This window comes from Streptomyces sp. NBC_01217 (genome assembly GCF_035994185.1).
Classification (GTDB): domain Bacteria; phylum Actinomycetota; class Actinomycetes; order Streptomycetales; family Streptomycetaceae; genus Streptomyces.
The window spans coordinates 253,041-275,746 of sequence record NZ_CP108538.1 but is presented as its reverse complement, the minus strand read 5'-3'; the positions used below and the strand labels follow the sequence as shown (position 1 = coordinate 275,746).

General features: G+C 67.4%; 20 protein-coding genes and 2 pseudogenes. 17 read left to right on the top strand and 5 right to left on the bottom strand.

The genetic code is table 11. The annotated features are described in order from the left end of the window. The first annotated feature begins 75 nt into the window (after window positions 1-75). The 8 genes from glsA (at window position 76) to OG507_RS00900 (ending at window position 8,143) form a co-directional block, all read left to right on the top strand. Window positions 76-1,710 carry a glutaminase A gene (gene glsA / locus OG507_RS00930; protein ID WP_327365178.1) on the top strand — a complete coding sequence of 545 codons (1,635 nt, stop codon included), beginning with the start codon at window positions 76-78 and terminating at the stop codon, window positions 1,708-1,710. 91 nt (window positions 1,711-1,801) lie between these two features. After that, the gene (glnII, locus tag OG507_RS00925; protein WP_327365176.1) at window positions 1,802-2,821 is read left to right on the top strand and encodes a glutamine synthetase; all 1,020 of its coding nucleotides are present in this window, start codon (window positions 1,802-1,804) and stop codon (window positions 2,819-2,821) included. A 124-nt stretch (window positions 2,822-2,945) separates the two neighbouring features. Beyond that, on the top strand, window positions 2,946-4,202 hold the full coding sequence (locus OG507_RS00920; protein ID WP_327365175.1) for an ammonium transporter: 1,257 nt from the start codon (window positions 2,946-2,948) through the stop codon (window positions 4,200-4,202). A 190-nt stretch (window positions 4,203-4,392) separates the two neighbouring features. After that, window positions 4,393-4,617: a transposase domain-containing protein gene (locus OG507_RS40285; RefSeq protein ID WP_442810918.1), complete on the top strand. Its 225-nt coding sequence runs from the start codon at window positions 4,393-4,395 to the stop codon at window positions 4,615-4,617. A 212-nt stretch (window positions 4,618-4,829) separates the two neighbouring features. Continuing rightward, window positions 4,830-5,918, top strand: coding sequence for an IS110 family transposase (locus OG507_RS00915; RefSeq protein WP_327365174.1), 1,089 nt, complete (start codon window positions 4,830-4,832; stop codon window positions 5,916-5,918). A gap of 18 nt (window positions 5,919-5,936) precedes the next feature. Then, entirely contained in the window at window positions 5,937-6,374 is a 438-nt protein-coding gene (locus OG507_RS00910) for a pirin family protein (protein WP_327365172.1), read from the top strand. After that, complete coding sequence (locus OG507_RS00905; protein WP_327365171.1) at window positions 6,371-6,778, top strand: pirin-like C-terminal cupin domain-containing protein; 408 nt, start codon at window positions 6,371-6,373, stop codon at window positions 6,776-6,778. The genes OG507_RS00910 and OG507_RS00905 overlap by 4 nt, the downstream gene beginning before the upstream one ends. Before the next feature lie 345 nt (window positions 6,779-7,123). After that, window positions 7,124-8,143 carry a DUF6454 family protein gene (locus OG507_RS00900; RefSeq protein WP_327365170.1) on the top strand — a complete coding sequence of 340 codons (1,020 nt, stop codon included), beginning with the start codon at window positions 7,124-7,126 and terminating at the stop codon, window positions 8,141-8,143. Window positions 8,144-8,336: 193 nt separating this feature from the next. Here the strand turns inward: OG507_RS00900 and OG507_RS00895 are convergent, their stop codons facing one another. Beyond that, window positions 8,337-9,224, bottom strand: a complete 888-nt coding sequence (locus OG507_RS00895) for a helix-turn-helix domain-containing protein (RefSeq protein WP_327365169.1) — start codon at window positions 9,222-9,224, stop codon at window positions 8,337-8,339. A 146-nt stretch (window positions 9,225-9,370) separates the two neighbouring features. Between OG507_RS00895 and tkt the strand changes: the two genes are divergently transcribed. The 7 genes from tkt to OG507_RS00860 are packed head-to-tail and all read left to right on the top strand — an operon-like array spanning window position 9,371 to window position 18,396. Continuing rightward, window positions 9,371-11,458, top strand: coding sequence for a transketolase (gene tkt / locus OG507_RS00890; RefSeq protein ID WP_327365168.1), 2,088 nt, complete (start codon window positions 9,371-9,373; stop codon window positions 11,456-11,458). A gap of 28 nt (window positions 11,459-11,486) precedes the next feature. Then, entirely contained in the window at window positions 11,487-12,614 is a 1,128-nt protein-coding gene (gene tal / locus OG507_RS00885; RefSeq protein ID WP_327365167.1) for a transaldolase, read from the top strand. Next, window positions 12,611-14,314, top strand: coding sequence for a glucose-6-phosphate dehydrogenase (gene zwf, locus OG507_RS00880; protein ID WP_327365166.1), 1,704 nt, complete (start codon window positions 12,611-12,613; stop codon window positions 14,312-14,314). The genes tal and zwf overlap by 4 nt, the downstream gene beginning before the upstream one ends. After that, window positions 14,311-15,246, top strand: a complete 936-nt coding sequence (gene opcA, locus OG507_RS00875) for a glucose-6-phosphate dehydrogenase assembly protein OpcA (RefSeq protein ID WP_327365165.1) — start codon at window positions 14,311-14,313, stop codon at window positions 15,244-15,246. The genes zwf and opcA overlap by 4 nt, the downstream gene beginning before the upstream one ends. Then, complete coding sequence (pgi, locus tag OG507_RS00870) at window positions 15,239-16,891, top strand: glucose-6-phosphate isomerase (protein WP_327365164.1); 1,653 nt, start codon at window positions 15,239-15,241, stop codon at window positions 16,889-16,891. The genes opcA and pgi overlap by 8 nt, the downstream gene beginning before the upstream one ends. 15 nt (window positions 16,892-16,906) lie before the next feature. Continuing rightward, window positions 16,907-17,785, top strand: a complete 879-nt coding sequence (gnd, locus tag OG507_RS00865; RefSeq protein WP_327371826.1) for a phosphogluconate dehydrogenase (NAD(+)-dependent, decarboxylating) — start codon at window positions 16,907-16,909, stop codon at window positions 17,783-17,785. Between the two features lie 5 nt (window positions 17,786-17,790). Beyond that, on the top strand, window positions 17,791-18,396 hold the full coding sequence (locus OG507_RS00860) for a histidine phosphatase family protein (RefSeq protein WP_327365163.1): 606 nt from the start codon (window positions 17,791-17,793) through the stop codon (window positions 18,394-18,396). Window positions 18,397-18,802: 406 nt separating this feature from the next. Here OG507_RS00860 and OG507_RS00855 read toward each other — a convergent pair. The 3 genes and pseudogenes from OG507_RS00855 to OG507_RS00845 all read right to left on the bottom strand — a co-directional run. Continuing rightward, a pseudogene (locus OG507_RS00855) lies at window positions 18,803-19,720 on the bottom strand (IS3 family transposase); the annotation flags it as partial. An 88-nt stretch (window positions 19,721-19,808) separates the two neighbouring features. After that, a complete protein-coding gene (locus OG507_RS00850) occupies window positions 19,809-19,997 on the bottom strand; it encodes a transposase (protein WP_327365162.1) in 189 nt (62 codons plus the stop codon). Between the two features lie 140 nt (window positions 19,998-20,137). Then, window positions 20,138-20,665: an SMI1/KNR4 family protein gene (locus OG507_RS00845; RefSeq protein ID WP_327365161.1), complete on the bottom strand. Its 528-nt coding sequence runs from the start codon at window positions 20,663-20,665 to the stop codon at window positions 20,138-20,140. A 36-nt stretch (window positions 20,666-20,701) separates the two neighbouring features. Here OG507_RS00845 and OG507_RS00840 point away from each other — a divergent pair, with 36 nt between their 5' ends. Next, window positions 20,702-21,745 (top strand): IS110 family transposase, encoded by a 1,044-nt coding sequence (locus tag OG507_RS00840; protein ID WP_327371825.1) that lies wholly within the window; start codon window positions 20,702-20,704, stop codon window positions 21,743-21,745. Here OG507_RS00840 and OG507_RS00835 read toward each other — a convergent pair. Further along, window positions 21,742-22,128: a hypothetical protein gene (locus tag OG507_RS00835; RefSeq protein WP_327365160.1), complete on the bottom strand. Its 387-nt coding sequence runs from the start codon at window positions 22,126-22,128 to the stop codon at window positions 21,742-21,744. The genes OG507_RS00840 and OG507_RS00835 overlap by 4 nt on opposite strands. An 11-nt stretch (window positions 22,129-22,139) precedes the next feature. Here OG507_RS00835 and OG507_RS00830 point away from each other — a divergent pair. Further along, a pseudogene (locus OG507_RS00830) lies at window positions 22,140-22,583 on the top strand (transposase); the annotation flags it as partial. Between the last annotated feature and the right edge of the window lie 123 nt (window positions 22,584-22,706).

The following is a 22,706-nucleotide window of genomic DNA, read 5'->3' as shown; positions in this document are numbered from 1 at the left end:
CTGCGTCGCAGTCCATGACGCCTGAGACCACGCTGTCGCTACTCTTTTCGCCCAGGGAAAATGGGAATTCTTGTTATGCCTACGACCAAGAAAGCTGGGTCCCGGCTGCGTCACGTCGATGGCGCACAGGCCCAGGAGCCCGGCGCGGAGATCGGGGAGGTCGATTTCGGCACCGGGTACTACCGCAAGCTGTTCACGTCGTTCGGTGTCGGTGAGGACGGCCGGATCGCCGCTTCCGAGCTGGCTGCCCGGCTTCGGGAGTCCGGTGTTTCGGAGACCGATCCGCGGGTCACGGAGGTATGGGCGGCGCTGCGCCGGGGTGTCGACATTGAGGGTCGGTCCAGGATTGACCTGGACCGGTTCATCGGCCTGTGCAAGATGGGTGGCGGTGTCGTTGCGAAGTCCATCAAGGGGGACTTCGTCATTCCGGACTTCGGTGCGTTCCAGACCGAGATATCCGGGATCTTTGAGAGTCTCCGGCGTGTGGACGGTGGGCATGTCGCGGACTACATTCCGCAACTCGGTCGTGTGGATCCGGAGAAGTTCGGGATCGCGCTGTGCACGGTCGACGGGCAGCGGTTCGCGGTCGGTGACGCGGACACCCTCTTTTGTGTGCAGTCGGTGTGCAAGCCGATCAACTACTGCCTGACGCTGGAGGAGCACGGCGCCGAGATGGTACACCGGCATGTGGGCCGAGAGCCCAGTGGCCGTGGTTTCAACGAGCTCACGCTGAACAGTGACGGCCTGCCGCACAACCCGATGATCAACTCGGGGGCCATCATGTCGTGCTCGCTGATCCGTCCGAAGCAGGACACGGCCGACCGTTTCGACTACGTCGCCGAGACCTGGCGCAGGCTGTCCGGCGGAGGCACGGTCGGCTTCAACAACGCCGTCTATCTCTCCGAACGTCGCACCGCGGACCGGAACTTCGCGCTGGGTTACTTCATGCGGGAGCACGGTTCCTTCCCGGAGGGCACCGATCTGGTGGAGACCCTGGAGTTCTACTTCCAGTGCTGTTCGATCGAGGTCGACGCCCGGTCGCTGTCGGTGGTGGCGGCGTCCCTGGCCAACGGCGGGGTCAACCCGCTGACCGGGGAGCGGATCTTCTCCGCCGACACGGTGCGCAAGTGTCTATCGCTGATGTCTTCGTGCGGGATGTACGACTACTCCGGCGAGTTCGCCTTCACCATCGGGCTGCCGGCGAAGAGCGGTGTGTCCGGAGGGCTGATGATCGTCGTCCCGGGGGTCATGGGCGTGTGCGTGTGGTCCCCGCGTCTGGACGCGCTGGGCAACTCGGTGCGGGGTGTGGCGTTCTGCAAGGAACTGGTCGGGCGCTTCAACTTCCATGTCTACGAGTCTTTTGCCGCCGGTGAGGTGTCCGGCAAGCGTGATCCGCGGCGGGGCAAGAACGAGGAGGAGATCACCTCCACGATGCGCCTGCTGTGGGCCGCCAGCCAGGGTGACCTGGACGAGGTCCGGATCGCGCTGGCGACGGGGAAGGACCCGAACTCCACGGACTACGACAAGCGGACGGCGCTCCACCTGGCCGCCTCCGAGGGTCACTTGGAGGTCGTCCAGTACCTCCTGGACCAGGGCGCCGACCCGGGGATCAAGGATCGCTGGGGCGGCACCGCGCACTCTGACGCAGGGCGTGGCGGCCACGACCGTGTGGCTGAGCTCCTGCTGCCCGTACCGACCATCGTGGGCTAGCTCGCCATCAGCGTTCACCGCGGCACATGTTCCTCACACCAAGAAACGTCCTGCCCGTCAAGGCGGCAGGCCATCCGAAGGAGTAAGACAAGTGGTTTACAAGGCCGAGTATATCTGGATCGACGGTACCGAGCCGACCGCCAAGCTGCGCTCGAAGACCAAGATCCTCGCCGACGGTGCGGAGCCCGGTGTGTGGGGCTTCGATGGCTCCAGCACCAACCAGGCCGAGGGCCACAGCTCGGACCGCGTGCTCAAGCCGGTCGCCACCTACCCGGACCCGATCCGCGGCGGCGACGACGTCCTCGTGCTGTGCGAGGTGTTCAACATCGACGGCACGCCGCACGAGTCCAACACCCGTGCCGTGCTGCGCCCGGTCGCCGAGCGGTTCGCCGGCCAGGAGTCCCTGTTCGGCATCGAGCAGGAGTACACCTTCTTCGACGGCCACCGCCCGCTCGGGTTCCCCGAGGGCGGCTTCCCGGCCGCGCAGGGCGGCTACTACTGCGGTGTCGGCGCGGACGAGATCTTCGGCCGTGACATCGTCGAAGCCCACCTGGACAACTGTCTGAAGGCGGGCCTGGGCATCTCCGGCATCAACGCCGAGGTCATGCCTGGCCAGTGGGAGTTTCAGGTCGGCCCGCTGTCCCCGCTGGAGGTCTCCGACCAGCTGTGGGTCGCCCGCTGGCTGCTCTACCGCACCGCCGAGGACTTCGGCATCTCCGCCACCCTCGACCCCAAGCCCGCCAAGGGCGACTGGAACGGGGCCGGCGCGCACACCAACTTCTCCACCAAGGCCATGCGCGAGGGCTACGACGCGATCATCGAGGCGGCCGAGTCCCTGGGCCGCGACGACAAGCCGCTGGAACACATCCGCAACTACGGCGTCGGCGTCGAGGCCCGCCTCACCGGCGCCCACGAGACCGCCCCGTGGAGCGAGTACAGCTACGGCGTCTCCAACCGCGGTGCCTCCGTGCGCATCCCGTGGCAGGTCGAGGTCGACAAGAAGGGCTACATCGAGGACCGGCGCCCCAACGCCAACGTCGACCCCTACACCGTCACCCGCCTGATCGTCGACACCTGCTGCACCGCCCTGGAGAAGGCCGACCTCGTCTGAGGACCGGCCGCAACGGACCGGTGCGCCCGACTCCACAACGGGCGCACCGGTCCGCCCCCGGTGAACCGCACCCGATCAACCCCGCTGCCCGGCAGCGGCATTTCACAGATTTGGAGAGAGTTCGATGCCGAAGGGCTTCGACGCGGGGGACACCTCGTTCGTCCTCATCAGCGCGGCGCTGGTCATGCTGATGACCCCGGCCCTGGCGTTCTTCTACGGAGGAATGGTCCGGGTCAAGAGCGTGCTGAACATGCTGCTGATGAGCTTCATCAGTCTGGGCATCGTCAGCGTGCTGTGGGTTGCCTACGGCTACTCGCTCGCCTTCGGCGATGACGCGGGCGCCGGCCTGGTCGGCGACCTGGGCGTCGCGGGCATGAAGGGCATCACGGGCACCACCCTGACCGGCACCATCCCGGTGTTCGCCTTCGCTGCCTTCCAGCTGATGTTCGCCGTGATCACCCCGGCCCTCATCAGCGGAGCCATCGCCGACCGCGCCAAGTTCGGCGCGTGGATGCTGTTCATCGCGCTCTGGGTGACCTTGGTGTACTTCCCCGTCGCTCACTGGGTGTGGCAGGCCGACGGCTGGATCTTCAAGCTCGGCGTCAAGGACTTCGCCGGCGGCACCGCCGTACACATCAACGCCGGCATGGCCGCCCTCGGCGCCCTCTTCGTCCTGGGCAAGCGCGTCGGGTTCAAGAAGGAACCGATGCGCCCGCACAGCCTGCCGCTGGTGATGCTCGGCTCCGGGCTGCTGTGGTTCGGCTGGTTCGGCTTCAACGCCGGCTCCGCCCTGGCCGCCAACGGCACCGCCAGCATCGCCTTCCTCAACACCCAGGTCGCCACCGGCGCGGCCATGATGGGCTGGCTCGCCTGGGAACGCCTCCGCCACGGCGCCTTCACCTCACTGGGCGCCGCCTCCGGCGCCGTCGCCGGCCTGGTCGCCATCACCCCGGCCTGCGCCGCGGTCAACACCTGGGGCGCCATCGCCATCGGCGTGATCGCCGGCGTCGTCTGCGCCTGGGCCGTGGGCCTGAAGGACCGCTTCGGCTACGACGACTCCCTCGACGTGGTCGGCGTCCACGCCGTCGGCGGCCTCGTCGGCACGCTCCTGATCGGCGTCTTCGACACCACCGACGGGCTCGTCGCAGGCGCGGGCTTCGGGCAGCTGGGCAAGCAGGCCATCGGCGCCTTCGCGGTGGCCGCCTACTCCCTGGTGATGTCCTGGCTGCTGGCCAAGGCCATCGATGCCACCGTCGGCTTCCGAGTCGCCCGCGACCACGAAGTCACCGGCCTCGACCAGGTCGTCCACGCCGAGACCGCCTACGACTTCACCACCATCAACGAACTCGAACTGGCCTCACCGGCCACCTCCGCACACTGAGCACGCGGGAGCGCGTTGGAACTGAAGTTCCCCCAAGGCCGGGTAGTTGGCGTTTCCGCTGGGCACGCAAGGGGAGTTGACGGGTTTTCGACGTGGAGCAACGGAGCTCGTTGGTACAGGCAGTCGTCCAAGACAGCTTGTCCCGCAAGGAGCTCCGTTGCCTGTTCATTGTGTCCCGCCACCGGTGTTGATGGCCATCACCCGTACGGTGACTGTGGCCGCGGGCCGGCTCGCTCCCGGTCACCTGGGGGAGCTGACACCGATCGTGCCATTCGAGCTGGTCGACGCGATTTTGTCCGAGACCAGGACTGTGCAGCGGCGGCTGCGTGATCTGCCCTCGCGGGTCGGCATCTATTTTTTTCCTGGCGATGTGCCTGTTCCCCGAGATCGGCTACCGGCTGGTCTGGGACTGTGAGAATGGGGCCACCTCGTTCGGGACCGTGGTCTGACCCGGTCTGGGACTGACCATTGTGTCCGGAGTATTGATCTGTCGGCCGCGGTCCCGGGCGGGAGTCCGCCGACGCCGGGTCGACGGGTGTGTCCCGATAGGGGCTTCGCGGCCAGCACCGTCACAGTCTTGACCGTCCGTTCGGCCCGGTGTCATTCCTCGGTCCGCTCGGGAGAGACATGACAGCTACGAGCACCTTTCCGACACGAAGCACCCAAGAGACCCCCACGGAGCGCTATGAGATCGTCCTGGGTGTCGACACTCACAAGGACGTGCACGTTGCTGCGGTCGTGACCAAGCTGGGCGCCCGGTTGGGGGCATGCCCGTTCCAGGCCACCGCAGCAGGCTATCGGGAGATGCTGGAGTGGGCCCACTCCTTCGGCGATCTACGTCACGCGGGCGTGGAAGGAACGGGCTCCTACGGTGCGGCCCTGTGTCGGTACCTGCTCGCCCAGAACCTTCAAGTGATCGAGGTGAACCGGCCGGACCGTGCCGCCCGCCGCCGGTCGGGCAAGAGCGACGAGGCTGACGCGGAGGCCGCTGCCCGTGCTGTGCTTGGAGGGCGAGCCACCGCCAGGCCGAAGCACACCGGCGGGACGGTGGAGGACCTTCGGGTGTCCAAGACCGTCAAGGACTCCGCTGTCAGGGCCCGCACCCAGGCGATCAACCAGCTCAAGGCGATCCTGGTGAGCGCCGACCCGGAACTGCGTGAATCCCTGGCGCGGTTAGGCAACGTCGCGCTCTTCAGCGCGTGTGCTCGACTCGATCCGGAGACCAGTGCCGTCCACCAGGCACTCCACCTACTTGCGGTCCGCATCAAGCAGCTGTCCGACGAAGTCGGTGTCCGCACCAAGCGCATCACCACCGCGGTCAAGGAGCACAACCCCGCGCTCCTAGACATCCAGGGCGTGGGACCCGACAGCGCCGCGGCCCTCCTGGTCGCCGCCGGCGAGAACCACGATCGTCTCGACAGCGACGCCTCCTTCGCCGCTCTGTGCGGTGTCAGTCCCGTTGAGCACTCTTTTGGGAAGAGCAAGCACCGGCGTCTGAACCGTGGCGGCAACCGGCAGGCCAACGCTGCCCTTCACCGCATCGTGCTCACACGCCTGCGCTGGGACGAACGCACTCAGGCCTACCTGGAGCGGCGCACAGCCGAAGGCAAAACCAAACGCGAAGTCATCCGTTGCCTCAAACGCTACGTGGCCCGTGAACTCTTCCGATGTACCAGCGCCTCACCACTGCCCGGAGCAGCGATGCACCGAGGTTGACAGACCATAGGGGCATCTGTGGGCACCCCCTTCATCGCCTTGGCACGCACGGTGGCCCGGGTCACGACCAAGCTGGAACTCGGCCCCGACGCCCAGGTTGATAACAAGGCACTGGTCTTCGACCCGCAGAACCCCGCACTCACGGATCCCTTCCTCCTGCTGGCCGAGGACTGGTTCAGCTCGCGGGGCTTCGAGTGGCACCCGCACCGCGGCGTGGAGACGGTGACCACCGTCGTCAATGGAGTGCTCGAGCACGGCGACAACCATGGCAACGTGGGCGCGCTGGAGGCCGGAGACGTGCAGTGGATGACCGCCGAGCGCGGCATCATTCACCGCGAACTGGCCTACCGGAATGAGCACGCCCACACCCTTCAACTGTGGCTCAACCTGCCCGCTGACCGGAAGCTGACCGAGACCCGATACCAGGACCTGACCTTGTCGGCACGCCGTGTGTGACCCGGTCCGGCGCCATCCTCGACGTCGTCTCCGGTACGGTTGAGGGGGTCCGCGGCCCGGCGCTCAACCACGTGGACGTGCAAGGCGTGACGGCAGTCCTCGAGCCGACGACTACTCTCGCCTACACGCTGCCCGCCCGACACCGGGCCTTCGTGTACGTTCTGTCTGGCCGAGTTGCGGTGGCCGGCCGGGACGTTCACGCCGGGCAGACCGCCTGGTCCGATCCGGTGGTGGAGGCCGCTGGCGACAGCAACCTGACCCTGGCAACCTCCGACGGCAACGCGCTGACCAAGGTCATGATCTACAGCGGTACGCCCATCAGCGAGCCGGTGGCCTTCGGCGGCCCCTTCGTGATGAACCGTCGGTCCGAGATGGGTGCAGTTCCTGTGAGGGTTCTGTTTTGATCATGCTGTGGACTCGAGGCCCGTCGCCTCCTGAAGGAGGCGGACGTGGTCCTACAGGCCTGCGTCGCCCCGAAGGAACTCACGCCGGCCAGCCCGTCGACGACGATGCGGAAGAAGCCAGCCGCCATCACCTCGACGCGGCGCCCGTCGACCGGCGGCCTGGATGCCAGTGGTGACTGTTGGTACGGGAGGCCCCGAAGCTCCTGTCGAATGTCTCGACAGGCGGATGGGACACGCTCTGTCCAGCCACGGAGCCCCTGGCCGTCCGGGGACGGCCATCTGCGAGTCACCTGCGGTACCTAGCGTGGGTGATTCCGTACCAACCACTACTACGAGGTACCACCCATGCGGGTCCCAGCAAAACAGCGGATACTCACCGCGGCACTGTCCCTGGCACTGCTCATCGGCGGCACGGCCGCCGCTGTGGCTGCCGGTCCCGGCAACGATACCGAGGGCGCCCGGGCCGTCGCCGCCCGGCACCAGCCCTCCAACGATCTGGTGCGCAACTTCAACGCGGTCACCCGCGACACCGCCTGGAAGGTCACCAGCAGACTGTCGCTGAAGTTCCCGACCTACCACACCGAGGGCATCGCCATCACGCGCGACCACATCTTCCTTTCCTCGGTGGAGATCCTGGAGCCGACAGTCAAGTACCCGGCCCCGCGGGACGGCTACGACCGGACTCCGGGCAAGGGCGTCGGGCATGTCTTTGTCATGGACAAGCAGGGCAACCTGCAACGCGACATCGTCCTCGGTGAGGGCGACATGTACCACCCGGGCGGCCTCGAATTCGACGGGACGTCGGTGTGGGTATCGGTCGCCCAGTACCGCCCCAACAGCAGCACCATCATGTACCGGATCGACGCGAAGTCGATGGCCGTCCACAAGCAGTTCGAGTTCAAGGACCACATCGGCGGCATCGTCCGCGACCCCGCCACCGGTCACCTCATCGGCAACTCCTGGGGCTCCCGGCACTTCTACGAGTGGGACCTCCGAGGGCGAAAGATCTCCGACTGGACCAACAGCCAGTACTTCGTGGACTACCAGGACTGCCAGCACGCGGCCCCGGGACAGATGCTGTGCGGCGGTGTGACCAACCTGCCCCAGACCAACCCGGCCGGAGGCTCCTCCGCTACCTACGAGCTGGGTGGTCTGGCACTGATCGACGTGCGCAGCCACCTGGTCACCCACGAGGTGCCCTTCCAGCAGTGGTCCTCCGCGGGTCATGTCGCCACGCGCAACCCGATGAAGCTCACCGCCAACGGCGACCACCTGACGCTCACCGTCGCGCCGGACAATGGTGACGAGGGCAACGGCACCGAGATCATCACGTACGAGGCCACTGTGGCCGGCGTGGGCCGCTGAACGTCCCGGTTCCACCGGTTGTACCGTCGCCGGGATCGCGTGGACGGGCCGTGGGTGCCGCTCTCGCGGCCGGCAGGTCGAGTACGGCCTGACGCCGCGCAGTTCGCCTCGTGATGTGTCGGTCGTGAGGATACGTCTGACCTTGAGCCTCATGTCACCAGCGGGGCGGGCCGGTTGGCCCGCCCCGCCTCCTTCAGCGCAGCTCCGCCCGGAACGCCAACGGAGTCGTCCCGGTGTGTTGATGGAAGAACTTCGAGAAGTTGGCCGCGTCGGGAAAGCCCACGAAGGCGCCGATCCGGCCGATCGGCATATCCGTGTGGGCCAGTAGGCGCTTGGCTTCGAGGACGACGCGTTTGTCGATGAAGCCCTTGGGGGTGTTGCCGGTGGCCGCCCCCACCGCGCGGACGAGGGTGCGTCGGGAGTAGCCGAGGGCGTCCGCGTACGCGCTGACGCTGTGGTTGGTGGCGAAGCCCTTCTCGACCGCGTCCCGGAAGCGGCTGAAGGTGGTGTCGGTCTGCTCGAGTGCCGTCTCGGCGGAGATCGCCGCGAGGTGGGCCAGGCGGAGCAGGAACGCGGTCAGGGAGTGCCGGAGCACCGCGGTGTGGAGGCTGAGGGGCAGTGTGGTCGTGTCGACGTACTCGCGCTCCAGTTGGGCGAGCGAGTGCTCAAGGGCGGCCAGCTGGTTCGCGTCCGGGCGCAGGAGCGGGGGCTGGTCACAGCGGTACAGGCCCGTCGCCTCGACAGTTGCCCGGGACAGGAAGCCGGGCTGCATGGTCAGGACGGTACCGCGGTACCCCGCCGTGGGGGAGAAGCGGTGCACCTGGCCTGGGCGGATCCATAGGAGATCGCCGGCGGAGGCCTCGTACTCGGCGAAGTCGATCATGTGTCTGATGGGACCGCCGTGGAACAGCATCACCACGTGGAAGTCAACGCGGTGCACGCGCTCCAATGGCGCGTCCGCATGCCAGGGCCGACCGGGTTCCATGGATTCGACCTGCATACCTACGCCGCAGACGCTCAGGTTCGTGGGGAAGGGAAAGGTCTTGATCTCTCCACTTCCTTGGGTCGTTCTGTCTGTCATGTCCTTCTCGCGTCGGCTCGGTCCCGTACTCGTTGTCCCACTTTCACCAAAGGCTGACACGGGGGCACCTTCCCCAGCAAAAGTCATACTTTTACGTTTGAACGCATCAGAGCAGTTGACAGGCTCCTATCGAGGACTTCTTGAAGATGAGCACGCAGACACCCGACAGCTTTCCTGACGGCTTCGAGTGGACCGAACTCGACCGCCGTGCCGTCGACACCGCCCGCCTTCTGGCGACCGATGCCGTACAGCAGGTCGGAAACGGCCACCCGGGCACCGCGATGAGTCTGGCGCCGGCCGCGTACACCCTCTTTCAGAAGGTGATGCGGCACGACCCGGCCGACCCGGAGTGGACCGGCCGCGACCGCTTCGTTCTCTCCCCGGGCCACACCTCGCTGACCCTGTACACCCAGCTCTTCCTCTCCGGGTACGAGCTGGAACTGGACGATCTGAAGGCGTTCCGGACGCACGGTTCGAAGACGCCCGGTCACCCTGAGTACGGGCACACGGCGGGTGTCGAGACGACCACCGGTCCACTCGGTCAGGGTGTCGCCAACGCCGTGGGCATGGCGATGGCGGCTCGCTACGAGCGCGGCCTGTTCGACCCCGAGGCGCCGGAGGGCGATTCTCCCTTCGACCACACCATCTGGGCGATCGTCTCGGACGGCGATCTGGAGGAGGGTATCTCCGCCGAGGCCTCGTCCCTCGCGGGTCACCAGAAGCTCGGCAACCTCGTCTTCGTCTACGACGACAACCACATCTCCATCGAGGGCGACACGGCAACCGCCTTCTCCGAGGACGTCCTGAAGCGGTACGAGGCGTACGGCTGGCACGTCCAGCGGATCGAGCCCTCGGCCGACGGCGACATCGACGTCCGAGCGCTGTATGAGGCGCTGACCGCCGCCCGCGCCGAGACCGGGCGCCCCTCGATCATCGCGATGCGCACGATCATCGCCTGGCCTGCCCCGAACGCGCAGAACACCGAGGCCTCGCACGGCTCGGCGCTCGGCGCCGAGGAGATCGCGGCTACCAAGCGGGTCCTGGGCTTCGATCCGGAGCAGTCCTTCCAGGTGGAGCCCGAGGTACTGGCCCACGCTCGCGAGGCCCTTGATCGAGGCGCCGAGGCGCACGCCGCCTGGGACAAGCAGATCTCCGAGTGGCGCACCGCCGACCCCGAGCACGCCGAACTGTTCGACCGTGTCATCGCCGGTCAGCTGCCCGAGGGCTGGGAGGCTGCTCTGCCGCAGTTCGAGGCGGGCACATCCGTCGCGACCCGTGCCGCGTCCGGCAAGGTGCTGCAGGCGCTCGGCGGTGTGATCCCCGAGCTGTGGGGCGGCTCCGCCGACCTCGCCGGCTCGAACAACACCACGATCGACAGGACCAGCTCCTTCCTGCCCAAGGGCAACCCGCTGCCGGAGGCCGACCCGTACGGCCGCACGGTCCACTTCGGCATCCGCGAGCATTCGATGGCCGCCGAGATGAACGGCATGGCGCTGCACGGCAACACCCGCGTCTACGGCGGCACCTTCCTGGTCTTCTCCGACTACATGCGCAACGCCGTGCGCCTTTCCGCGCTGATGGAGCTTCCGGTCACGTACGTGTGGACCCACGATTCCATCGGCCTCGGCGAGGACGGCCCGACCCACCAGCCGGTTGAGCACCTGGCCTCGCTGCGCGCCATCCCCGGCCTGAACATCGTCCGCCCGGCCGACGCCAACGAGACCGTGATCGCCTGGGCCGAGATCTTCAGGCGGCACGCCACGAACCCGGCTCCGCACGGCCTCGCGCTGACGCGCCAGGGTGTGCCGACGTACGAGGCGAACCCCGAGACGGTGAAGGGGGGTTACATCCTGCGCGACTCCTCCGCTGAGACCCCTGACGTCATCCTCATCGCCACCGGCTCCGAGGTGCAGCTCGCCGTCGCGGCGCGTGAACAGCTCGAGGCCGAGGGGGTCGGTACGCGTGTCGTGTCGATGCCGTCCGTCGAGTGGTTCGAAGAGCAATCCGCGGAGTACCGCGCGAGCGTGCTTCCGGCGTCCGTGAAGGCCCGTGTGGCGGTCGAGGCAGGGATCGGCCTGACCTGGTACCGGTACGTCGGTGACGCCGGACGCATCGTCTCCCTCGAGCACTTCGGCGCCTCCGCCGACGCCAAGACCCTGTTCGCCGAGTACGGCTTCACCGCCGAGAACGTCGCCTCCGCCGCGCGGGAATCCCTCGCCGCCGCGCGTGGTTGATCAGGCCGCCAGAAAGAAAAGAGTCACTGTGAGCAACACCGTCGAACCCCTCAAGGCCCTCTCCGAGGAAGGCGTTTCCATCTGGCTGGACGATCTGTCCCGCAAGCGGATCGCATCCGGCAACCTCGCCGAACTCATCGAGCGGAAGCACGTGGTGGGTGTCACCACCAACCCTTCCATCTTCCAGGCCGCCATCGGCTCCGGCGAGGGGTACGAGGAGCAGCTGGCCGACCTCGCCGTGCGCGGCGTCACGGTCGACGAGGCCGTCCGCATGATGACTACCGCCGACGTCCGCGCCGCCGCCGACATCCTGCGGCCCGTGTACGACGCGACCCGCGGCCGCGACGGCCGGGTCTCCATCGAGGTCGACCCGCGCCTCGCCCACGACACCGCGGCGACCGTCGCCGAGGCCAAGCAGCTCGGATGGCTGGTCGACCGTCCGAACGTGATGATCAAGATCCCGGCGACGAAGGCCGGCCTCCCGGCGATCACCGAGGTCATCGGCCTCGGCATCAGTGTCAACGTCACGCTGATCTTCTCGCTGGAGCGCTACCGCGAGGTCATGAACGCGTACCTGGCGGGCCTGGAGAAGGCGCAGGCATCAGGCATCGACCTCTCCACTGTTCATTCGGTCGCCTCGTTCTTCGTCTCCCGCGTCGACAGCGAGATCGACAAGCGCCTTGCGAAGGTCGGCACGGACGAGGCACTCGCGCTCAGGGGCAGGGCCGCGCTCGCCAACGCCCGTCTCGCATACGAGGCGTACGAGGGCGTCTTCGCCGCCGACCGCTGGACCGCCCTCGCCACCGCGAGCGCCAATAAGCAGCGTCCTCTGTGGGCCTCGACGGGCGTCAAGGACGCCGCGTACAAGGACACCCTGTACGTCGACGAACTGGTCGCGCCCGGCACGGTCAACACCATGCCGGAGGCAACCCTCGACGCCACCGCCGACCACGGTGACATCCATGGCGACTCGGTGACCGGCGGCCACGCCCAGGCCCGCGCCGATCTTGCGGCCGTCGAGCGGCTCGGGATCTCGTACGACGAGGTCGTGAAGCAGTTGGAGGACGAGGGCGTCTCGAAGTTCGAGGCGGCCTGGGAAGACCTGCTGGGTGTGGTCGCGACCTCACTGAGCAGCAAGGGAGTTGAGGGGGAATGAGTGAGCGCGAGACGCTTCCCGGTGGTGCCGCGCAGGATGCGCCCGCCGCGGCGGGCGGATCTGGTGACGCGGCCGTGGAACCGGGCGGCGTGACCGCCGGATCGGGTGACGCGGCCCGGGAATCGGGCCGCGACGCGGCGGCGATACCCGGCGACGGAAGCTCTACCGCCCCGGCCCTCGACTGGAACAACCCGCTCCGTGACCCCCGCGACCGCCGCCTTCCTCGTGTCGCGGGCCCCTCCGGCCTCGTCATTTTCGGTGTCACCGGCGACCTCTCCCGCAAGAAGCTGATGCCCGCCGTCTACGACCTCGCGAATCGGGGTCTGCTCCCGCCGGGCTTCTCGCTCCTCGGGTTCGCCCGGCGCGAGTGGGAGGACCAGGACTTCGTGCAAGTGGTGCACGACTCGGTGCGCGAGCACGCCCGCACGGAGTTCCGCGAGGAGGTCTGGCAGCAGCTGGCCGAGGGCATGCGGTTCATCCCGGGCGACTTCGACGACGACCAGGCGTTCAAGCAACTTCGGTCTGCCGTAGATGAGTTGGACGCATCTCGGGGCACCAGTGGCAATTACGCCTTCTACCTCTCGGTACCGCCGAAGTTCTTCCCGAAGGTCGTCCAGCAGCTGAAGAAGCACGGTCTTGCGGACGCACCGGAGGGTTCCTGGCGGCGTGCGGTCATCGAGAAGCCGTTCGGCCGCGACCTGGCCAGTGCGCGCGAACTGAACGCGATCGTGCACGAGGTGTTCGACCCGGACCAGGTGTTCCGTATCGACCACTACCTCGGCAAGGAGACGGTCCAGAACATCCTGGCGCTGCGCTTCGCCAACCAGATGTACGAGCCCATCTGGAACCGCAGTTACGTCGACCACGTGCAGATCACGATGGCCGAGGACATCGGAATCGGCGGCCGCGCCGGCTACTACGACGGCATCGGCTCGGCCCGTGACGTCATCCAGAACCACCTCCTCCAGCTCATGGCGCTGACCGCCATGGAGGAGCCGGCCGCCTTCGACGCCGAGTCGCTGCTCACCGAGAAGCTGAAGGTCCTCAAGGCCGTGAAGCTGCCGGAGAACCTGGGCGAGCACACTGTGCGCGGGCAGTATGCGGCGAGCTGGCAGGGTGGCGAGAAGGTGCGCGGCTATCTGCAGGAGGACGGCATCGACCCCAAGTCGACGACCGACACCTACGCGGCCGTCAAGCTGGAGGTCGACAACCGTCGCTGGGCGGGCGTCCCCTTCTATCTGCGCACCGGAAAGCGCCTCGGCCGCCGCGTCACCGAGATCGCGGTTGTCTTCCAGCGTGCGCCCCACTCGCCCTTCGACTCGACCGCCACCGAAGAACTCGGTGCGAACGCGATCGTCATCCGTGTCCAGCCCGACGAGGGCATGACGGTGCGCTTCGGATCGAAGGTGCCGGGTACATCGATGGAGATCCGGGACGTCACGATGGACTTCGCGTACGGCGATTCCTTCACCGAGTCCAGCCCGGAGGCGTACGAACGCCTCATCCTGGACGTTCTGCTGGGCGACGCCAACCTCTTTCCCCGTCACCAAGAGGTGGAGGAATCCTGGAAGATTCTCGACCCGATCGAGGGGTACTGGGACGCTCACGGCAAGCCCGCGCCGTACGCGTCGGGCAGTTGGGGTCCCGAAGAAGCCCACGAGATGCTCGCACGAGACGGACGGAGCTGGCGCAGGCCATGAAGATCGATTTGACCGACACCACGGCAAGCAAGATCAACAAGGCGCTCGTGCAGGGGCGCCGAGCTATCGGTACTCCCGCCATGGGCATGGTCCTGACGATGGTCATCGTGACCGACGAGGAAAACGCGTACGACTCGATCAAGGCGGCCGAGGAGGCCTCTCGCGAGCATCCCTCGCGCACTCTGGTCGTCATCAGACGCGTCGCACGCACCCCGCGCGACCGCACGAACTCCCGCCTGGACGCGGAGGTGCGGATCGGCTCGGACGCGGGCACCGGTGAGACTGTCGTCCTGCGGACGTACGGCGAAGTCTCCGACCATGCCGACTCGGTGGTCCTGCCGCTGCTGCTGCCGGACGCGCCGGTTGTCGTCTGGTGGCCGGTGGACGCGCCCGACGTCCCGGCCAACGATCCGTTGGGTGCCCTGGCACAGCGGCGGATCACCGACATGTACGCCGTCGAGGCCCCGCTCGTCGCCCTGGAGGCCCGCGTCTCCTCGTACGCGCCCGGCGACACCGACCTGGCGTGGACCCGGCTGACGCCGTGGCGTTCGATGCTGGCCGCGGCGCTGGACCAGGCCCGTAAGAAGGTCGTGTCGGCCGTCGTGGAGAGTGAGGCCGACAACCCGAGTGCCGAACTGCTGGCCCGCTGGCTGGAGGCCCGGCTAAAGGTCCCGGTCGAGCGCGTCGTCACTGCCGGGCCGGTCGTGACGGCCGTCCGGCTCGGAACGGAGAGCGGCGAGATCGTGATCGACCGCCCCGACGGCCCGCTGGCCACGCTTTCCCTGCCGGGCCAGCCCTCGCGCACCCTCGCCCTGAAGGTGCGCAGCACCTCCGAGTTGATTGCCGAAGAGCTGCGCCGCCTCGACGCGGACGAGATGTATGCCGTCACCCTGCGCGGGGACGGTACCAAGGAGAACCCCCGTCATGTCTGACACACCCAAGCTCACGCACCGCCCGGAGTGGACGGCCCTTGAGGACCACCGCGCAGGGGAGCTGCGTCACCTGCAGCTGCGTGACCTGTTTGCCGCCGACCCCGGTCGCGCGGAGCGATACACCGTGAGCGTCGGCGACCTGCGCATCGACTACTCCAAGCACCTGATCACGGACGAAACCCTCGCTCTGCTCCAGGAACTCGCCACCGCGACCGACGTGTTCGGGCTGCGGGACGCCATGCTCCGCGGCGAAGAGATCAACGTCACCGAGCAGCGTGCCGTCCTGCACACCGCGCTGCGCGCCCCGCGCGACGCCGTCGTCGAGGTTGACGGCGAGGACGTCGTGCCGGCGGTGCACGCCGTGCTCGACAAAATGGCCGACTTCTCCGAGCGCGTCCGCTCGGGCGAGTGGACCGGGCATACCGGAAAGCGGATCCGCAATGTCGTCAACATCGGTATCGGCGGGTCGGACCTCGGACCTGCGATGGCGTACGAGGCACTGCGGGCCTTCACCGACCGCTCGTTGACCGTGCGGTTCGTCTCGAACGTGGACGGCGTCGATCTGTACGAGGCCCTACGGGACCTGGACCCGGCGGAGACGCTGTTCATCGTCGCCTCCAAGACCTTCACGACCATCGAGACGATCGCCAACGCCACATCGGCGCGGTCCTGGCTCCTTGCCGGGCTCGACGACGGCGGTGAGAAGGCGGTCGCGAAGCACTTCGTGGCGCTGTCGACGAACGCCGAGAAGGTCGCGGACTTCGGTATCGACACCGCCAACATGTTCGAGTTCTGGGACTGGGTCGGCGGTCGCTACTCGTACGACTCCGCCATCGGTCTGTCACTGATGATCGCCATCGGCCCGGACCGGTTCCGCGAGATGCTCGACGGCTTCCACCTCGTCGACGAGCACTTCCGCACCGCGCCCGCGGCGGCCAACGCGCCATTGCTGCTGGGCCTGTTGGGAGTCTGGTACGGATCGTTCCTCGGCGCCCAGTCGCACGCGGTGCTGCCGTACTCGCACTACCTGTCCAAATTTACTGCGTACTTGCAGCAACTGGACATGGAGTCCAACGGGAAGTCGGTGGACCGCGACGGCAATCCGGTGGAGTGGCAGACCGGTCCGGTGGTCTGGGGCACGCCCGGCACCAACGGGCAGCACGCGTACTACCAGTTGCTCCACCAGGGCACAAAGGTCATCCCCGCCGACCTGATCGGTTTCGTCAATCCGATCGACGAGCTGAGCCACGAACTCAAGGACCAGCACGACCTGTTGATGGCCAACCTGTTCGCGCAGGGCCAGGCGCTCGCCTTCGGCAGGACGAGTGAAGAGGTGCGCGCCGAGGGTGTGCCCCAGGAGCAGGTTCCGCACCGCACGTTCCGCGGCAACCACCCCACGACGACGATTCTGGCAAGCGAGTTGAGCCCCTCGGTCCTCGGCCAGCTGATCGCGCTGTACGAGCACAAGGTGTTCGTGCAGGGCGCGATCTGGAACATCGACTCCTTCGACCAGTGGGGCGTCGAGCTCGGCAAGGTCCTTGCCAAGCGCGTGGAGCCCGCGCTCACCGAAGGAGCGGACGCCCCCGGGCTCGATCCCTCAACCGCCGCCCTGGTGGCCGCTTACCGCACTCTCCGGAAGAAGTGAAACAACATGACAACGATGCAATTGGGCCTCGTCGGACTCGGCAAGATGGGCGGCAACATGCGCGAGCGGATCCGCCGCGCGGGCCACACCGTCATCGGCTACGACCGCAATCCGGACCTCGCCGATGTGAACAGCCTGGCCGAACTGGTCGAGAAGGTCGAAGCCCCGCGTGTGGTGTGGGTGATGGTGCCCGCGGGCGGCCCGACCCAGCACGTCATCGACGAGCTCGGTGACCTCCTGGAAGCCGGCGACACCGTCGTCGACGGCGGCAACTCCCGCTGGACGGACGACGAGAAGCACGCTGAGGAGCTGGCGGCCAAGGGCATCGGCTTCGTCGACGCAGGTGTCTCGGGTGGTGTCTGGGGTCTCCAGAACGGCTACGCGCTGATGGTGGGCGGCGACGCCGAACACATAGCGAAGGTCCAGCCCATCTTCGACGCACTCAAGCCCGAGGGCGACGCAGGCTTCGTCCACGCGGGCAAGGTCGGCGCCGGCCACTTCTCCAAGATGGTCCACAACGGCATCGAGTACGCCATGATGCAGGCCTACGCCGAGGGCTGGGAGCTGCTGGAGAAGGTCGACTCCGTCACCGACGTACGCGAGGTCTTCCGCTCCTGGCAGGAGGGCACGGTCATCCGCTCCTGGCTGCTCGACCTGGCCGTCAATGCACTGGACGACGACGAGCACCTCGACAAGCTGCGCGGCTATGCGCAGGACTCCGGCGAGGGCCGCTGGACCGTCGAGGCGGCGATCGACAACGCGGTGCCGCTGCCCGCGATCACCGCGTCGCTCTTCGCGCGTTTCGCCTCGCGCCAGGATGACTCCCCGCAGATGAAGATGATCGCGGCGCTGCGCAACCAGTTCGGTGGCCACGCCGTCGAGTCGGCGAAGTAACTGCCATGGGTGACCTCCTGCTGGTCCGCCACGGCGAAACCGAGTGGAGCCTGTCGGGTCAGCACACCAGCTGGACCGACCTGCCCCTCACCCAGCGTGGCGAAGAGCAAGCCAAGTCCCTCGCCCCGCTGCTCGCTGGGCGGATCTTCGCCCTCGCGCTCACCAGCCCGCTGGGCCGTGCCGAGCGGACAGCGAAACTCGCAGGCCTGTATGACGCCGTACGCGAACCCGATCTGCACGAGTGGGACTACGGTGCGTACGAAGGCGTGACCACCCTCGAGATACATCGCACCCGGCCCGACTGGTACCTGTGGAACGACGGAGTGCCGCCCGGTCCGGCCGGTCATCCGGGCGAGTCACCGATCGAGGTGGGACAGCGTGCCGACCGCGTGTTGAGCCGCATCGAAACAGCCCTGGACAGCGGTGACGTGGTGCTCGTGGCCCACGCCCACTTCCTGCGCGTGCTCACGGCGCGTCGCCTCGGGCTGCCCGCCGAGGACGGGCGGCTGTTCCAGCTCACGACGGGGACGGTCAGCCGGCTCTCCACCGAACACGGACGACCTGTGATCGCTGAGTGGAACGCCACGGGAGCTCCTGCCGCCGGCCACTGATTTCTACAGTGCTGCAGAAGCCGAAGAGGTTCCGGTCCGCCCCGAGGGCGGGCCGGAACCTCGGCAACGCAGGGAGGCAGACCTCATCGGCGCTGGTGCAGGATGTCGGTGCCGTCGCCTGCCCGTGCGTCGCCTTCCCCGTCTCGAATGCCAGTTTCGTGTTGACGGATTCGCCCAACCGAGACCCAGCAGACCGATGGTGTTCGAGTCGGAGCGGTGCGCGCGCTCCAGGGCCAGCGGTATCGAAGCGGTGGTGAGCTGTTCGAAGAACGTGCCGGGATGTCGCCTGCCGAGCCGTAAATACCGGCGCTGGCCTGCGGCTTCTCCTGGCCTTGCTGCCTATGACATCTTTCCGATGGCACGTCACGTGGAGTGAAGTTCCCCCGTGATGTTGGACACTCAGCACTTACGCCGCGAGGGCATGTCCTTGCTCGTGCCGCTGCCGGATCTCCAACGGGGTCAGATAGCCCCACACTGGATGCTTCCGCAGCCGCCTGCGGTTGTAGAAGGTCTCGATGAACGCGAAGATCTCGGCGCGGGCGGTGGCCCGGTCGCGCCACTGGCGGGTGCCGATCTCTTCCTTCAGTACCGCGAAGAACGACTCGGCGGCGGCATTGTCGAAGCACGAGCCGGTCCGGCCCATGCTCTGCCGAAGCCCCAACCGGCCTATCTCACGGCGGAGTTCCTTGGACGTGTACTCGCTGCCGCGGTCCGAGTGCGCGATGCAGCCGGGCTGCAGACGGCCGCGGCCGGTGGCCATGGTCAGTGCGTCGACGACCAGGCTCGCCCGGTGATGGTCGGCCATCGAGTAGCCGACCACCTCGCGGGTCGCCAGGTCCAGCCAGGTCGCGAGGTAGAGCCAGCCCTCGTCGGTGGCGATGAAGGTGATATCGCCGACCAGCCGAGTGCCGGGCTCACGGGCGGTGAAGTCACGGCCGAGCAGGTCCGTCGCGGGCACGGCCTTCTTCGCCGGACGGGTCAGACTCCGCCGCCTGCGGCGGGTGACTCCGGTGATGCCGCGTTCGCGCATGACTCGCTCGATGCGCTTGCGGTTGACCGGGTGACCGAGCCGACGCAGCTCAGCGTGGATGCGCGGCACTCCGTACGTGCGCCGCGAGGCGATGTGCAACACCGTGATCTCGTGCGCGAGGGCGTCGTCGGCAGCCTTCCGGGCGGTGCGGGCCTGCTGCCCGGCCCGCCAGGCATAGAAGGAGGAGCGGGCCACTTTCAGCAGCCGGCACAGGAGGGCGACGTTGTGGGTGGTCTTCTCCGCCTCGATGAACGCATACACCGCGCTCACCGATCGCTCTCTTTCGCGAAGAAGACCGCCGCTTTTCGCAGCACCTCAATGGTCTCGGCCTGCTCGCGGGCCAGCCTGCGCAGCCGGCGCAACTCCTCCCGCTCGGCCGTCGTCAGCTCGCCCGGCGCCCCTGACCCCGGTCGGCCTGATCCTGCCTGACCCAGTTCCGCAGCCCCTCGGCGCTGACCCCGAGGTCCCTGGCCACCTCGGTGACCGTCCTGCCGGAGGAGCGAACGAGGGCGACCGCGTCCCGCTTGAACTCCTCCGAGTACCGCTTGCTGCGGTTGCTCTTGCTTCCCACCTGGCACTACTTCCTCTGGAACTTCACGTCCCAGTCTCCAGGTGTCCAACATCAAGGGGAAGCTTCAACGCCCGCCTCCCCCGTGAGCCCAGGCCGGCCTGCTCGTGATCTCTTCCTTGGCCCAGAAGACGCCGCGATCATCATGCCGATACGGGGTCACCAGCAGAGCCGTCACCATACGAGCTGCCCGCAGTGAGGCCCTCGACGAACGAGCGGAATTCACCAGCCAGGACGAGCTCCGTGTCGAGGTCGGTCTCGAACCATGTGACCGATGGCTCGCCGTCCCGCCCGCAAATGCGGTAGTCGAGACCGATCCAGCAGTGCCCATCGCCGGAAAGCAGCACAAGTGGTGCTGGCAGACCCCACTCCTCGACCAAGTACGGGGTGTCGAGCAACGAAGTCATCCCGTCGTTTCGCCCGATGCCCATCAGGTCGTCGAAGGGAACGTGGTCTTCGCTCCACGAGGTCGGCTGATTTGTGGGGAACGCATCGTGATCGGCAGCCACGATGCCGCCGTTCTGAACCCGCAGAAGGTCGAGCAGGGCCGAGGGCAGAGTCACACCGGGCACACGCTCGGCTTCTCGCACCATCTCGTCCGTCAGAGGCTGCTGGACACCGTAATCACCGTCACCCCAGAACGTCGCCATGACCTCATCGAATCGCGCCATGACACGAAGCCTACGACTCAGTCGCACTGGCTTCCGCTGCAAGATCATTTCTTAGTTCGGAGAAACCCCCACAAGTCCACCCACACTGCCACCGCCGGCGAGCCGGAATCAAACCAGCAGGTCGGGACGATGCGGATCGAGGCAAGCCTGACGGACTACCGGCGGCTCCTGGCCTGGGCCAAGCGGTGGCCGCAGCGGAAGTGGGCGGTGGAGAACGCCAACGGATTGGGCCGGCATCTCGCTCAGTGGCTCATCGCCCGCGGAGAGAGCGTCGTCGACGTGCCTGCCGCGGCGACCAGTCGGGCGCGCGAACTCTCCCGCGGTGGGCGGCGCAAGAACGACCAGATCGACGCCGCGGCCGCGGCCACCGTCGCCTATCTGCAGGGAGACGGACGGGATGTCCAGCCCGAGGACCACACCACGGCGCTGGCTCTCCTGGACGAACGGCGTGTGAACCTGGCCCAGGCCCGGGTCCGCACGGTCAACCAAATCCACGCGCTGCTGCGTGATCTGCTGCCCGGAGGCGCCCCGGCCCAACTGTCCGCGGACTTGGCCGCCAAACTGCTGCGGTCCGTCCGTCCCGCCGGCGACGTCGAGACCGTCCGCAAGAACATCGCCTGGGATCTGATCGCCGAGATCCGGAAACTGGACAAGCAGCTGACGGACAATGCTGCCCGAATGCAGAACCTTGTGGAGGCATCAGGCAGCGCACTGATGGACACCCCGGGCATCGGGCCAGTCATGGCCGCCCGGCTGATCGGCCGCACCCGACAGGCTCACCGATTCCCCACCTCGGCGGCTTTCGCGAACTACGCCGGTGCCGCCCCGGTGGAGATCGCCAGCGCGGACAAGGCCCGCCACCGGCTCTCCCGCTCCGGAGACCGCCAGCTCAACTCTGTCCTCCACACCATCGCGGTCGTGCAGATACGGATGCCGAAATCACCCGGACACGCCTACTACCAGCGCAAACTCTCCGAGGGCAAGACGCCGAAGGAAGCGAAGCGGTGCTTGAAACGCCGCCTGGCCGACCACGTGTGGCGCGTCATGATCGCCGACGAACGAAAACAAGTCCCTCCCTAGCCAGACGGCTTGACAAGACAGGAGGCGTGCCGCAGGCCGGCGGCGATGTTGCGGTATCCGGCGGCGCGGAGCGCGTTGATCGCCAGATTGGGCAAGGTGGCCATGTTCTCGGGCCCGTTGCCGGTGTGGATCTTGGAGGCGTCCTCGCCGAATGTGGTGTCGCGGACGAAGTGGAGCCGGTACTCGATGGTCCACTGTGACCGGGCAAGCCGACCGAGCCTCTGGGGCGAGGCTTGTTGAGAGGTCAGGTCCGTGATCGCGTAGATGGTCTGTCGGCTGCACCTGCCGGTCTTGAGGTCGGTGCGGTGACGCAGGATGCGCACGGCCTGGGCGGCATGGGGGAAGTCCAGGCCGAGGCCGGTGACGGTCAAGGCCCTGGTCACGCGGGTCTCTGCATGACGAGGGTGCTGTCGCCCGCGTCCACGACGCCCTGCGCGACCAGGTCCGCCAAGCCGAGGGCCGCAGCGCCGAGCCGACCGCGGGGCTGATCGACTCGCAGTCAGTACGCACCGCAGACACCGTCCTGGCCGGCACCCGCGGCTACGACGCGGGCAAGAAGGTCAAGGGCCGCAAGCGGTTCATCGTCACCGACATACTCGGCCTGCTGCTGACCGTGCATGTCATGGCCGCCAGCGTCCAGGACCGCGACGGCGCCCGACGGTTGCTGCTGCGGACCGGACTCGCCCACGCCACCGTGCGGAAGATCTGGGGCGATCAGGGCTTCGCCGACCGCCTCGTGGACTGGGCCGCCGCCTTGAAACGCACCGTGGAGATCGTCCGCAAGGAGCCGGGCCGGCGAGGCTTCCAGGTCCAGCCCAAGCGGTGGGCCGTCGAGCGAGCCGCCGCTTCCGCGTCCCGGTCTCCTCCAGTACCGCGTGCACCAAGGGAAAGTCCGTTCCGGCAACTCGCCCGGATGCCCTGGTGTGTACAGCCCCCGCCACCTCGATCGTGCGCGTGATGA